Annotated in this window: 13 protein-coding genes; 8 read left to right on the plus strand and 5 right to left on the minus strand. The window is 55.4% G+C overall.

Annotated features, from left to right (window positions below; all coding sequences use genetic code 11):
- Position 1: 1 nt before the first annotated feature.
- The 6 genes from malQ (at position 2) to J7G73_RS06185 (ending at position 6988) form a co-directional block, all read left to right on the plus strand.
- Positions 2–1465 carry a 4-alpha-glucanotransferase gene (gene malQ / locus J7G73_RS06160; RefSeq protein WP_291245625.1) on the plus strand — a complete coding sequence of 488 codons (1464 nt, stop codon included), beginning with the start codon at positions 2–4 and terminating at the stop codon, positions 1463–1465.
- The gene (locus tag J7G73_RS06165; RefSeq protein ID WP_291245626.1) at positions 1462–3192 is read left to right on the plus strand and encodes a glycoside hydrolase family 13 protein; all 1731 of its coding nucleotides are present in this window, start codon (positions 1462–1464) and stop codon (positions 3190–3192) included. Before malQ ends, J7G73_RS06165 begins: the two co-directional genes overlap by 4 nt.
- Positions 3193–3211: 19 nt before the next feature.
- Complete coding sequence (locus tag J7G73_RS06170) at positions 3212–3877, plus strand: HAD family hydrolase (protein WP_291245627.1); 666 nt, start codon at positions 3212–3214, stop codon at positions 3875–3877.
- 12 nt (positions 3878–3889) lie between these two features.
- Entirely contained in the window at positions 3890–5518 is a 1629-nt protein-coding gene (locus tag J7G73_RS06175) for an alpha-glucosidase (protein WP_087296280.1), read from the plus strand.
- A gap of 259 nt (positions 5519–5777) precedes the next feature.
- A complete protein-coding gene (locus J7G73_RS06180; protein WP_291245628.1) occupies positions 5778–6374 on the plus strand; it encodes a sugar O-acetyltransferase in 597 nt (198 codons plus the stop codon).
- Positions 6371–6988 carry a DUF1349 domain-containing protein gene (locus J7G73_RS06185; RefSeq protein ID WP_087296282.1) on the plus strand — a complete coding sequence of 206 codons (618 nt, stop codon included), beginning with the start codon at positions 6371–6373 and terminating at the stop codon, positions 6986–6988. The genes J7G73_RS06180 and J7G73_RS06185 overlap by 4 nt, the downstream gene beginning before the upstream one ends.
- A gap of 127 nt (positions 6989–7115) precedes the next feature.
- Here the strand turns inward: J7G73_RS06185 and J7G73_RS06190 are convergent, their stop codons facing one another.
- The 3 genes from J7G73_RS06190 to J7G73_RS06200 are packed head-to-tail and all read right to left on the minus strand — an operon-like array spanning position 7116 to position 8982.
- Positions 7116–7751: an ABC-2 transporter permease gene (locus J7G73_RS06190; protein WP_087296283.1), complete on the minus strand. Its 636-nt coding sequence runs from the start codon at positions 7749–7751 to the stop codon at positions 7116–7118.
- Positions 7748–8602: an ABC transporter ATP-binding protein gene (locus J7G73_RS06195; RefSeq protein WP_087296284.1), complete on the minus strand. Its 855-nt coding sequence runs from the start codon at positions 8600–8602 to the stop codon at positions 7748–7750. Before J7G73_RS06195 ends, J7G73_RS06190 begins: the two co-directional genes overlap by 4 nt.
- On the minus strand, positions 8599–8982 hold the full coding sequence (locus J7G73_RS06200) for a GntR family transcriptional regulator (protein ID WP_291245629.1): 384 nt from the start codon (positions 8980–8982) through the stop codon (positions 8599–8601). Before J7G73_RS06200 ends, J7G73_RS06195 begins: the two co-directional genes overlap by 4 nt.
- A 221-nt stretch (positions 8983–9203) precedes the next feature.
- On the opposite strand from J7G73_RS06200, the gene J7G73_RS06205 reads away from it, so the two are divergent.
- Positions 9204–10088 carry a DMT family transporter gene (locus tag J7G73_RS06205; RefSeq protein ID WP_291245630.1) on the plus strand — a complete coding sequence of 295 codons (885 nt, stop codon included), beginning with the start codon at positions 9204–9206 and terminating at the stop codon, positions 10086–10088.
- A gap of 87 nt (positions 10089–10175) precedes the next feature.
- Here J7G73_RS06205 and J7G73_RS06210 read toward each other — a convergent pair whose 3' ends face one another.
- Entirely contained in the window at positions 10176–10550 is a 375-nt protein-coding gene (locus J7G73_RS06210) for a desulfoferrodoxin family protein (RefSeq protein ID WP_291245631.1), read from the minus strand.
- A gap of 15 nt (positions 10551–10565) precedes the next feature.
- Positions 10566–11126: a DUF308 domain-containing protein gene (locus J7G73_RS06215; RefSeq protein ID WP_291245632.1), complete on the minus strand. Its 561-nt coding sequence runs from the start codon at positions 11124–11126 to the stop codon at positions 10566–10568.
- A gap of 450 nt (positions 11127–11576) precedes the next feature.
- Here J7G73_RS06215 and yhfZ point away from each other — a divergent pair, with 450 nt between their 5' ends.
- The gene (gene yhfZ, locus J7G73_RS06220) at positions 11577–12497 is read left to right on the plus strand and encodes a GntR family transcriptional regulator YhfZ (protein ID WP_291245633.1); all 921 of its coding nucleotides are present in this window, start codon (positions 11577–11579) and stop codon (positions 12495–12497) included.
- Positions 12498–12586: the final 89 nt, after the last annotated feature.

Raw genomic sequence — 12586 nt, forward strand, 5'->3', positions numbered from 1 at the left:
AATGAAAGAAACAGGAATTCTGCTGGCGGTATCCTCTCTCCCATCCCGCACCGGGGTGGGGGAGCTGGGCCGGCCGGCATATGAGTGGATCGACCTGCTGGCCGGGAACGGGGTGAGCATCTGGCAGATTCTGCCCCTGAACCCCACCGGTTACGGCAACTCCCCCTATCAGCCCTATTCCTCCTGTGCGGGGGATGAGCTTTATCTGAGCCTGGAACTGCTGGCACAGCAGGGCCTTTTGCCCGAGGTGCCGGAGTTTGCCGGAGCCAACCCGGGCCGGGTAAACTATGAAGCGGTGCGCGCCTGGAAGGAGCCGCTGCTGCGTGCCGCCTGTGCCGCCTTTCAGCCGAACGAGGACTACAACGCCTTCGCCCGGCAGGATTGGGTAAAAAGCTACAGCGTGTTCCGGGCCTTCAAAAAGGCAAACGAGGGCCGCTGCTGGCTGGAATGGCCCCAATGGCAGCGGGACTGGCCGCAGACCCGGCAGGGGGATCTGAGCGAGTTTACCGAAGAGATCGCCTACCACAGCTTTTTGCAGTATCAGTTCTTGAATCAGTGGAAGGCTGTGCGGGAATATGCCCATGAAAAGAGCGTGCGCATCATGGGCGACGTGCCCTTCTATGTGGGGGTGGACTCGGTGGACGTCTGGGCCGGGCGGGAGAACTTCCTGCTGGACGAGGACGGCCGCCCCACCTTCATCGCAGGGGTTCCGCCGGACTATTTCAGCGCCACCGGCCAGCGGTGGGGCAACCCCATCTACAACTGGGATAAGATGCAAAAGGATGGCTTTGCCTTCTGGGTGGAGCGCATCGGCTACAATCAGAAGCTGTTTGACATCATCCGCATCGACCACTTCCGAGCCTTCGATACCTACTGGAAGATTCCGGCCTCCTGCCCCACTGCAATCGAGGGCGAGTGGATCGAAGCGCCGGGCTATGAGGTGCTGGACACCCTGTATGAAAAGATTCCGGGGCTGGAGCTGGTGGCGGAGGACCTGGGCGATCTGCGCCCGGAGGTCCTGGAGCTGCGAGACCACTACCACCTGAAGGGCATGAAGGTTCTGGAATTTGTGCTGGATGCGGCCGGCCGATATGTGCAGGACACCGGTTCGAACAAGGCTTGTCAGATCCACTACACCGGCACCCACGACAATGCCACCCTGAAGGAATGGTACGAAAGCCTGCCCGTGGCGCACCGGCGAAAGCTGCGCCGCTGGCTGAAGCGGCAGGGGTTTGGCACCGGCAGCGTGGTGGAGCGGCTGAACCGCTGTGCGCTGGCAAGCCCGGCAGAATGGACCATCCTGCCCGCACAGGATATCATGGAGCTGAACGCCAGTGCCCGCATGAATACCCCCGGCACCGTGGGCTCCCCCAACTGGGAATGGCGGCTGGCCGATTTTGACCGGGTGGCCCGAGCGCTGCATGCGCTTCGGTCTGCAATTTTACAGCGGAGGAAAGCAAAATGAATTTTGCGGCGGTCTTTCACCGGGCCCAGGCCCCTTACAGCTATGCATTGAATCCGGACGAGCTGGCTCTGCGTTTGCAGACCGGCCCCGAGGTGGAGCGGGTCTTTTTGCACTGGGGTGACCCCTTTGAGGCAGGTATTCTGGGCGGTGCGGAGCGCTGGCAAGGCCAGCGGCAGGAACTTGCCGAGCCACTGCGGCTGGAGCACTGCCTGTGGTGGAATGCCACCATCCGCCCACCCTACAAGCGGTGCCGCTACTATTTTGAGCTGCATCAGGGCGGCGAGGTCTGGTTCTACGGGGAGGACGGCTTCTGTACTCCGGAGCAAAACCGGCGGGAGGAGCGCCCGGCGGCGTTCCATCAGCCCTGGATGAACCCGGCGGACATTCCCGCCCCGCCCCAGTGGGTGCAGGATACGGTGTGGTACCAGATCTTCCCGGACCGCTTCTGCCGCGGTGCGGCCAGCAGCTGCCAGACCCCCTGGCGCACCGGCCCGGTGACCAACGAGGAGCGCTTCGGCGGCGATCTGCCCGGCATCTGTGAAAAGCTGGATTATCTGGCCGGGCTGGGCGTAAACGGGCTGTATCTGAACCCCATCTTCGCGGCGGACTCGGTGCACAAATACGATACCCGGGATTACGAGACCGTGGACCCGGATTTCGGCACCAATGAAGACCTTGCCCGCCTGGTAAAATCCGCCCACGAGCGGGGCATCCGGGTGATGCTGGACGCGGTGTTCAACCACTGCGGGGCCAGCTTCGGCCCCTGGCAGGATGTGCTGCAAAAGGGCCCGGCCTCCCGTTACTGGAATTGGTTCATGGTGAATCGCTGGCCCGCCCCGGCCCCTGGCCGCGACACCCGGGACAGCCGCTATTATTCCTTCGCCTTTGCATCCAATATGCCCAAGCTGAACACAAACAAGCCGGAGGTCATCGAGTATGTCTGCGGCCTGTGTGAGCGCTGGGTGGGGGAATACGGCGTGGATGCCATTCGCTTCGACGTGGGCAATGAGGTATCCCACCGGCTTTTGAAGGAACTGCACCGGCGGCTGCGGGCTATTCGCCCGGACGTTTACCTGCTGGGAGAGATCTGGCACGATGCCTCCCCCTGGCTGGAGGGCGACGAGTATGACGCGGTGATGAACTACCCGCTGCAGCAGGCGGTGAAGGGCTTCTTTGCCCATTCGGACAAAACTGCCCGCAGGTTTGCATGGGATCTGTACCGCTGCATGGGCATGTATCGCCGCCAGACCGGGCAGGTGATGTTCAATCTGCTGGATTCTCACGACACCGACCGGCTGTTCACCCGGGCGGGCAGTGAGGATGCCTTTTTCCAGCAACTGGCCATGCTGCTCACTCTGCCGGGCAGCCCCAGCATTTATTACGGCACCGAGATCGGCCTGCCCGGCGGGCACGATCCGGACTGCCGCCGCTGTATGCCCTGGAATCGGCTGGACGAGCCGGAAAACAGGGGGCGTATCCGGCAGCTGAAAGAGCTGATCCGGCTGCGGCGTACCCTGCCTGAGCTGCGGGAAAGCGGGCTTTCCTTCAGGGAAACCGAAGCGGAGAGCCGAAATGTGTATTACCGGCGGGGCGATGTGGAGGTGCTGCTCAACTGTGGTGAAATGCCCTGGCAGCTGCCCGGAGCAGGGCAGACCCTGTTTTGCCGCGGCCTGCGGGAAAATATCCTCGCTCCCGGTGGTGTGTGCATTCGCCGGATGAGTGAGTGAAACAGACGGGAGGAAAGCGATGGAAACGATCCGCGCGGTGGTGTTTGATCTGTATGGCACTTTGATCCGCATCCACACCGATGAGGAGAATCTGAATCGAGTCTGGAAACCGATGACCTTCTATTACGGCTACAATGGGGCAAAGTATAGCAGCCCCGACCAGCTGCGCCGGGCCTATCGGTCCGAGGTGCGCCGTCGCCAGCGTGCGGCGGATGCACGCTTTGGCCCGCGCGGGCATGCTGCTGCGGGTCTCTTCCACCGATCAGGCCGAGCTGTATCCCGGCGCACACCAGCTGCTGGACACACTGCGCAGCGCAGGAAAAAGGTGTGCCTTCTGTCCAATGCTCAGCGGCTGTTCACCTGGCCGGAGATGACCATGCTGGAGCTGTGCGGCCGATTTGACCGGATCTTACTCTCCTCTGACTGGGGTGTAAAGAAGCCCTCGCCGAATTATTTCAATCTGGTGCTTCAGGAATGCGGATGCCCACCCGATCAGGTGATGATGGTGGGCAACAGCATCCACGACGACGTCGAGCCCGCCCGGGCGCTGGGCATGCGCACCTGCTTTTTGAATACCGACGGCTTGAACGAAGCACCGGAATGCGACCTTGTCTGCGAAGGCGCGGATTACGAAAAACTGTTGCAAATGATACTGCCCGGCGCTGCATCGGACGGCGCGCGGTAAGGAGGAATCACAATGCTGGATAAAACAAAAAAGGACTGGTGGAAATCCGCCGTTGCCTACCAGATCTATCCCAAGAGCTTCCAGGATACCACCGGAAGCGGTGTGGGCGATCTGCAGGGCATCATCAGGCGGCTGGACTATCTGCAAACGCTGGGCATCGACGTGATCTGGCTGTCGCCGGTATGCGCCTCCCCACAGGTGGACAACGGTTATGATATTTCGGATTATCGGGCTATTGATCCCATGTTCGGCGATCTTGCGGATATGCGCCAGCTGATTCAGGAGGGCAAAAAGCGGGGCATCGGCATCATGATGGATCTGGTGCTGAATCACAGCTCCGATCAGCACCGCTGGTTTTTGCAGGCAAAGACCAGCCGGGACAATCCCTATCATGACTATTACGTCTGGCGGGACGGGACCCCCGACCAGTTCCCCAACGACATGCAGGCGGTATTCGGTGGCCCGGCCTGGGAGTGGGTACCGGAGGTGGGGCAGTATTACTTCCACCAGTTTGCACCCCAGCAGCCGGACCTGAACTGGGAAAACCCGGCCCTGCGCCGCGAAATCTACGACATGATCCTGTGGTGGATGGAGCAGGGGGTGGAGGGCTTCCGGCTGGATGTGATTGACCAGATCGCCAAGGAACCGGACAAGAAAATCACCAACAACGGCCCCCGGCTGCATGAGTTTTTGCGGGAGCTGAGCGCCGAAACATTCCAGAAGGGCTGTCTTGTTACTGTGGGCGAAGCCTGGGGTGCGGACATCCCCCGGGCAAAGCTGTACAGTGCGCCGGACGGCAGCGAGCTTTCCATGGTATTCCAGTTTGAGCAGATGGTGCTGGACCAGCAGCCCGGCAAGGACAAATGGGACCTGGCGCCGCTGCCCTTTGTGAAGATGAAGCAGAGCTACGCCCGCTGGCAGCAGGGGCTGCACGGCTGTGGCTGGAACAGTCTGTTTCTGAATAACCACGACCTGCCCCGCATCGTTTCCCGCTGGGGTGACGACGGGGAATACCGGGTGCAGTCCGCAAAATTGCTGGCCACCATGCTGCATGGCATGCAGGGCACACCGTACATTTATCAGGGCGAAGAGCTGGGCATGACCAACGTTCGCCTGCCGCTGGAGCAGTATCAGGATGTGGAGATCCACAACATGTACAAAAAGCGACTGGCCGAGGGTTACCCGGAAGAAGAGATTCTGCGCTCCATCTACGCCAAAGGGCGGGACAACGCCCGTACCCCCATGCAGTGGAATGGTCAGGAGAATGCCGGCTTTACCACCGGCACGCCCTGGCTGCCGGTGAACCCGAACTATACGATCATCAATGCAGAGGCTGCTCTGGCGGACCCGGATTCGGTGTTCTGGTATTACAAAAAGCTGATCGCCCTGCGCAAGGAATATCCGGTGTTTGTGGAAGGCGATTTCACCCTGCTGGAGGAAGAGCATCCCAGCCTGTTTGTCTACCGGCGCAGCACCGAAAATGAGCAGATTCTGGTGGTATGTAATTTCTCGGGGACGGATGTGTCCTGGAATCTGCCGGCCGATTGGAATACAGCCGAGATGCTGATCGGCAATTACCCCGACCGGATGCAGAGCGTTCTGCGCCCCTGGGAGGCAATGATCCTGCACCGCGTTTTGTAAAAAGAGCATCCCGGGATTGGAGAGGGTTCGGAAAAGGCGGCACTTGTTGTGCCGCCTTTTATTTTTGATTCGTTGAACCGATAACGCTGTTTGAGGCTTCTGTCGTTAAGTACATCCGAAATAGGGCCGAAGGGGGACGCGAAAAGCTTTTGCCGCTCCCTGTTATGGTGCTATAATAAGAAAAATAAAAAAGTGTGCGGCCCGATAAAAAAGGGCAAAATGGCCCAAGCAGCGGGGAATAGAAAGGAGACTGTGGGAAATGACAGAACGGAAAAAGATGCAGGAAGGCCTGCTGTATGATGCAAATTACGATGAAGAATTACTGGAAGAACGCATACGCTGCAAGGACCTGTGCTTTGCATACAACCAGCTGCGGCCCTCGTTTGTCGGTGAACAGGAGAAAATCATTCGCCAGTTGTTCGGCAAAACCGGCGAGCGGTTTTGCATCACCGCGCCCTTCTGGTGCGACTACGGGTGGAACATTGAAATTGGCGAGGATTTTTACACCAACCACAACTGCACCATTCTGGACGGGGCAAAGGTGACCTTCGGGGATCATGTGTTCATTGCGCCGAATTGCGTCTTTTCCACCGCAGGGCATCCGCTGGATGCAGAGCAGCGCAATCAGGGGCTGGAATATGCCTATCCCATCACGGTGGGGGACAATGTGTGGATCGGTGCGTCCGTGACGGTGCTGCCCGGCGTGACCATCGGCAGCAACACGGTGATTGGCGCGGGAAGCGTTGTCAACCGGGATATTCCGGATGGTGTGGTAGCCGTGGGCAATCCCTGCCGGGTGCTGCGGGAAATCACCGAAGAGGATAAGAAGAAATACTGGAAAGGGGAAAACAAATGAAGTTTGATGTAAATGCTTTGCAATGGACACGGCAGCCGGAGAACAGTGTGATTGCCCCGGACCGGATTGAAATCGTTACCAAACCGCATACCGATTTGTGGCAGAGAACCTACTACCATTTCCGGAACGACAACGCCCCGGTGTTGCAGATGTCCACTGCGGAGAATTTCTTTTCCTTTGTGGTGAAAACGGAATTTTCCGAGAGTCATCATCGTTTTGACCAGTGTGGCGTGGTGCTGTATCTGGACAGTGAAAACTGGCTGAAGGCCTCCATTGAATACGAAAACGAGAGCTTCCAGCACCTGGGCAGTGTTGTCACCAACCACGGCTATTCGGACTGGGCTACCACCGAGATCGCCGCCAGCGTAAAATCCATGTGGTACCGCCTAAGCCGCCGGGAAGACGATTTCTGCATCGAGTGTTCGGAGGACGGCGAGGTGTTCCATCAGATGCGCGTCTGCCACCTGCACGAAGCGAAGGGCGAAATTCGGTTCGGCGTATATGCCTGCAGCCCGGAGGACTCTTCTTTCCGTGCAGTTTTCACGAACATGGAGCTGACCGAATGCAAATGGCTGGCTCACGATGGGCAGGCGCCGGACGAAGTTGAAGAATAACTGCACAGCAGTCCGCTTGAAAAGGGAGAAGAACTCGCTGTGCACAAAATAAAGAAAGAGCTGATAACACACAAGTAATGTTGTTCTTGTGTGTTGCCGGCTCTTTTTGCAGGTTTATGAAATGGGATTAAAACTCTTTGCTCTTGTGAATCTTCACAGAAACAAAATAGGAGATAAAGAAGAGGAGAATTGCAGCAACGGTCCCGGCCGCTTCCACCAGCGGATGCCGCATATTCATACCGCCGGTCCATTTGGAAAGGACTGCGGCGAGCAGCAGCTGCATTCCAATCGCGCCGAATGTGGATAAAAGCAGGATCAGCTCGTTTTTCTCGGTGCCAAGCTTTAAAACGAGCGGGTACATGACAGCGATGGAAAAGAAGGATAAGGTAAGCCCGACCTCAAAACCGCGAAACAAGGTGGACAGACTCATGGAATGCCCGCTGATGAGCGAGAACAGAATGGTGACGGTACCCATGAGAATGCCCAGAAGAAGCAAAAGCACAATGGAAATGTACTTTGCCAGAACCAGAGTACTTCTGCTGACCGGAAGGGTAATTTCATATTTGCTCCATTTGGAGATCTCGTCCGCCCGTAGAGAGGTTCCGATATTCACGACGAACAGAAAAATCTGAACAGCGATGATGAACTGGGTGGCTGCAGGGCTGATGAACAGGGAAGAAACCGCCAGAAAAGCAGACAAAGCAAACGCCAGAATGATGTTACTCTCCATGGAATAGAGATTGTTTCGAATGAGCCCTCTCATGCGGCCTCTCCTTTCACGTAAAGAAGCATGATTTCGTCAATGGAAGCGGGAACAACCAGTGCCTTTGGATACTTTTTCTGAATTTTGTCCCGGTCGGCAACCAGTGCCTGCCACTCATAATCCATCTTCCGGCAGACGATGAGATCCGCCTTGTCCAGTGCATCGAATTGCGCCGCGCCGCATTTGAGAATTCCGTACTGTTCGATCAGTTCATCCTTGGGTTTGGAAAACACGACTCTGCCCTTGTGAAGAAACACGATGTAATCGGCGATCTTTTCCAGATCACTGGTAATGTGCGAGGAAACCAGAATGGAATGGGTTTCGTCCTGCACAAACTCCAAAAGCAGATCCAGAATATCGTCACGTACCACCGGGTCGAGACCGCTGGTTGCTTCGTCCAGAATCAGCAGCCGGGAATCGTGCGACAGAGCAACGGCAATTGCCAGCTTCATTTTCATTCCCTTGGAAAACTGCTTGACGGGTTTGTTGGCCGGCACAGAGAACTTCTCCAAAAGCTTCAGAAAGGTCCCGTCGTTCCAGGAACGGTAAATGTCCCGCATCACATGGCTGATCTTGCGAGGAGACAGATTTTCCGGAAAATTGTTGCCGTCAAATACCACACCGATCTGCTCCCGGGTCTCGTGATCAAGTTTTTCCTTACCCAGAACGGAGACACTGCCGGACTCTGTTTGAATCAGGCCCAATGCGGCGCTGATGGTGGTGCTTTTTCCGGCACCGTTCTCACCGATCAGCCCCACAATGGAGCCCCGGGGAACGGAAAAGGAAACGCCATCCAGTACAAAATCCGGATAGGTTTTCTTCAAGCCTGAAATGGTCAATGCGTCGGTCATTCTCGGTCATCCTCCTGATACATGAGTGTCAGCAAGTCGGTCAGCCGTTCCAGAGAGATTCCGCTGGCACGAGCGATCTCGATTGCTTCGGCAAACTTTTCCTCAATCTTTTTCTGCTGCTCTTCCAGATAGAATTCCTGATTCTGGGCAGATACATAGCAGCCGTTTCCCGCAGTGGTTTCAATGAAGCCGTCCTCCTGCAGGCTTGCATAGGCCTTTTGTACGGTAAGAATGCTGATGTGAAGGGATTTTGCCAGCGACCGAACTGAGGGAATGGCATCTCCTGCCTTCAGCTCGCCGCTCATAATGGCCGCTTTGATCTGGGAGGAAATCTGCTCATACAAAGGCCGGCTTGCCTTGTTGCTTACAACGATATCCAAATGCTCACCACCGTTTTATCCAACTGTATTACTACAACAAGTACAGTATAGTACGCAACGATACAGCTGTCAAGAGCAATCGAAAAATCGGCATTGTGTCTTCACTTTATCACTGGAATATGATAAAATAAAAAGCATCCTGCAACGCCGCAGAAAAAGCCCGGCGAAAAACGGCTTTTCAATCAGAGCCGCTGGAATTATAGGATAAGGAGCATATCGCAATGAAGCAGCCCGCAAGCCCACAATTGATGCTCGTCATTTCCATGGTCGTATTCGGCACCCTGGGATTGTTTGTGCGGAATATTTCGGTGTCATCAGGGGAGCTCGCCCTGTATCGGGCGATTCTGGCGGCACTGCTGCTTCTGGTCTATTTTGTGGCAACAAAGCAAACCATCCCGTTCCATAAAATACGAAAGGAACTCCCGCTGTTGCTGCTGTCCGGTGTAGCCATGGGGTTTAACTGGCTTTTGCTGTTCGAGGCGTACAAGTACACCACCGTATCGGTGGCAACCCTGAGCTATTATTTTGCGCCGGTGATTGTGACGGTGGCCTGCCCAATCCTGTTCAAGGAGAAGATGACCGGCAAGCAGTGGATCTGCTTTGCCATGTCCACCCTGGGAATCGTTTTAATCACCGGAGTGGGGGATATGGCGTCCGGAAGCAATCATCTGCTGGGAATCGCCTTCGGTCTTGGTGCGGCCTGCTTCTATGCGACGGTGATTTTGCTGAATAAATTCATCCGAAATGTGGAGGAGATCCACCGCACCTTTCTGCAGTTCATTGCCGCAATTCTGGTGCTGATCCCCTATGTGGGCATTACCAGTGGCGTGACACTTTCCAAGCTGGATGCCACTGGTTGGGTTTGCCTGCTTGTGGTGGGGCTGGTGCACACTGGCCTTACCTATTGCCTGTATTTCTCCTCGCTGAAAGAGTTGCCGGGGCAAAAGGCCGCAATATTAAGCTATATTGATCCGCTGGTGGCAGTTCTGGTGTCGGTGCTGCTTTTGCGGGAAAGCCTGACTCCCATGCAGGTGGTGGGGGGTCTGCTGATTCTGGGCTTTACCCTGTGGAACGAGATAGCGCCAAAAGCGAAAGTCACCGGCTGAACAAATTTGTGGCAACGAAGAGCCGTCCTTCCGGGAAAACTTCCGGAAGGGCGGCTCTTTCTGTTCGGGATGGAAACGGCTGCTGGTTCAGAGCACGGATTCCCAGATGCCGTGCAGGTTACAGGCGGCGTATACACCGCGTATGCTCTCGTATTTGTCCAGACGGAAGGTGGTGGAGGGGGTGTCCCCGGCGGCGAGATAGTGGACATGGAAACCCAGGTTGGTTTCCAGAAAAATCCACAGAATGCGGTGCTCCGGGCTCATGGGGTGCGAGATCTGGCCCACCTCGATCAGAATGTCCATACCGTTCTGGTGAAGGACAGGAACGTGCTTTTCCACAGCGGCGTCTCTGGTACTTGGGATTACTTCCGTCATGGGAGCGCCGCAGCACTCCATCGGAACGCCGGAATCGGTCAGTTTAACGGCAAGGTTGCCGCAGTGTTCGCATTGATAAAATTTCATGATGAACTCCTTTGTTCAGATGGATGAGTGGTGTTGAATGGTCTGTGCGGAACGCTTTTCCAGAATGACAGTGACCAGATCGCTGATGCCGTCTGCGGCAAGTGCTGCGCCGAATACCATTACGACCAGCTGCATGGTGGTGAAAGGATTGACGATGATCAGTCCGCCCAGAAGGATCGGGACGATGGACGAAAGCAGCATGGGAATCATGCCGGGGTGCTGTTCCCGAACACCCATGTAGGCCAGGGGAAGTTTGCCGACGCCGTCTACCAGAAGCAGGGAACCGAGCACGAGCGGCAGAACCGACAGCACGGCCTGCGGCCAGATCAGGGAAAAAGCGGCGAATGCGGCGGGAAGAACGGCGAGAAATACGTCGCCCGGGTTGCCGCAGCCCATTTTGCGGGCCTGCAGATAGCGGATCAGATGGATGAGTCCGTATGCACCGGCTCCGGCGGCAAGTGCCCAAACGAAAAGGGTACTGCTGGCGGCAGGAAACACAAAGAGCAGAATGCCCATCAGAATATACAGTGCAGCCACCCAGACAGAAGCGGTACGAGTCCAGAAAAATTGAAACATAAATTGCCTCCTAAAAATTAGAATAAACAGAAGACGGGGATTTGTTTTGTGTCTGCTGTTTTGTTGTTATCATCGTACCATTTGCGGCTCCGGGAATCGGTGTGCCAGACAACGGAATTCTATTTTTAGGTAAATTCTCTGAAAAGCGCGTAGTGAGGATGCATCCGTCAAGCTGTAATTCTCAGAGAAAAAGGAGAAAATCGTTTTGAAGAAGGTGTTCGACTATACGAACAAAATTAACGGTGAGAATAGAAAAGCAGAAGAACTTTCTAAAGGGGATTCGGTAAAATTGCCAACAAGCATCCGGACTTGTAGTTGCTTTATACAAAACTTATTTGAGAAGATTGACAACATTCCAATAAAATGATAAACTATATACAGTGAATATACAAAATATTGTATATTGAGCGCGTGCTCCGGCAGCAAACAATGATGTGAGGAGGATTGAGTATGGACGATCTGCTTTATCAGCGGCTTGGAATTGCTGTGAATTACCTGGCACAGGATTTTCTTACGCGTAAGATCGGAGATCGCATTCCTCCAATTTCCCAGTATCAGGAACAGCTGGGTGTTTCACGTGGGACAGTTCAAAACAGTCTGAATTATTTGAAAGAACGGGGAGCCATCACTCTGGTGAGTCGGGGGCATCTGGGCACATTTATTGAAAATCTGGATTACCACTGCCTGCAGGAGTGCTCCTTCCGCAAGGAGTTAATGGGTGCCATGCCGCTGCCGTATTCTTTAAGCTATCAGGGCCTGGCAACGGCGCTGTATCGCAGCTTTCCGTCTATTTCCTTCAATCTTGTCTATGCCCGCGGCGCCGAGAGCCGTTTGCGTCTTGTTACCACAGGTGCCTGCCAGTTCATCGTTTGCAGCCGGTATACCGCGAAAAAGGCGATCGAGGGAAAGCAGCCGGTGGAAGTTTTGATGGATCTGGGGGCCGGGTCCTATCTGAGCCGACATGTACTGGTTATGCGGCAGCCAGGAGTCCAGTCGATTCAAAGCGGAATGCGGGTGGCATATGATCGCTCGTCTCTTGACCAGAAAGCGCTTACCGAAATGGTGTGCAAAGGGGTGCCGGATGTACAGTTTGTGGAGCTGCATGCGTACCAAACGGTCGCTGCAATCCGCGCCGGCCAGATTGATGCAGGTGTGTGGAACCTGGATGAAATTGTGGAATCCGAGTCCTCGGACCTCAATCTGGTTTCGCTGGATGGCATCATGGATGTGACCGCGTTCTCCTCGGCAGTCATTGTTGTGCAGAAAAACGATGCGACCACATCCAAGTTGTTGAGCCATTGTCTGGATGGGGAACGCATCCGGCAGATTCAGAATGATGTGAAACAGGGTGTTATTCATCCTGATTATTGAAACAAAAAGAAATTATCATCGGGAGGATACTGTTGTGCTGAAAGAACGGATCAAAATTTTGAAGAACGGCGGCGTGATCAGCCAGGAGG

Origin of the sequence: Allofournierella sp., assembly GCF_017889395.1 — a bacterium.
GTDB lineage: Bacteria > Bacillota > Clostridia > Oscillospirales > Ruminococcaceae > Allofournierella.

What these genes read in the sequence shown, in the direction of transcription:
- J7G73_RS06175 (WP_087296280.1), top strand. Translation starts at nt 3,890, where the DNA reads ATGCTGGATAAAACAAAAAAGGACTGGTGGAAATCCGCCGTTGCCTAC.
- yhfZ (WP_291245633.1), top strand. Translation starts at nt 11,577, where the DNA reads ATGGACGATCTGCTTTATCAGCGGCTTGGAATTGCTGTGAATTACCTG.
- J7G73_RS06215 (WP_291245632.1), bottom strand. Translation starts at nt 11,126, where the DNA reads ATGTTTCAATTTTTCTGGACTCGTACCGCTTCTGTCTGGGTGGCTGCA.
- malQ (WP_291245625.1), top strand. Translation starts at nt 2, where the DNA reads ATGAAAGAAACAGGAATTCTGCTGGCGGTATCCTCTCTCCCATCCCGC.
- J7G73_RS06190 (WP_087296283.1), bottom strand. Translation starts at nt 7,751, where the DNA reads ATGAGAGGGCTCATTCGAAACAATCTCTATTCCATGGAGAGTAACATC.
- J7G73_RS06180 (WP_291245628.1), top strand. Translation starts at nt 5,778, where the DNA reads ATGACAGAACGGAAAAAGATGCAGGAAGGCCTGCTGTATGATGCAAAT.
- J7G73_RS06195 (WP_087296284.1), bottom strand. Translation starts at nt 8,602, where the DNA reads ATGACCGACGCATTGACCATTTCAGGCTTGAAGAAAACCTATCCGGAT.
- J7G73_RS06165 (WP_291245626.1), top strand. Translation starts at nt 1,462, where the DNA reads ATGAATTTTGCGGCGGTCTTTCACCGGGCCCAGGCCCCTTACAGCTAT.
- J7G73_RS06210 (WP_291245631.1), bottom strand. Translation starts at nt 10,550, where the DNA reads ATGAAATTTTATCAATGCGAACACTGCGGCAACCTTGCCGTTAAACTG.
- J7G73_RS06170 (WP_291245627.1), top strand. Translation starts at nt 3,212, where the DNA reads ATGGAAACGATCCGCGCGGTGGTGTTTGATCTGTATGGCACTTTGATC.
- J7G73_RS06205 (WP_291245630.1), top strand. Translation starts at nt 9,204, where the DNA reads ATGAAGCAGCCCGCAAGCCCACAATTGATGCTCGTCATTTCCATGGTC.
- J7G73_RS06185 (WP_087296282.1), top strand. Translation starts at nt 6,371, where the DNA reads ATGAAGTTTGATGTAAATGCTTTGCAATGGACACGGCAGCCGGAGAAC.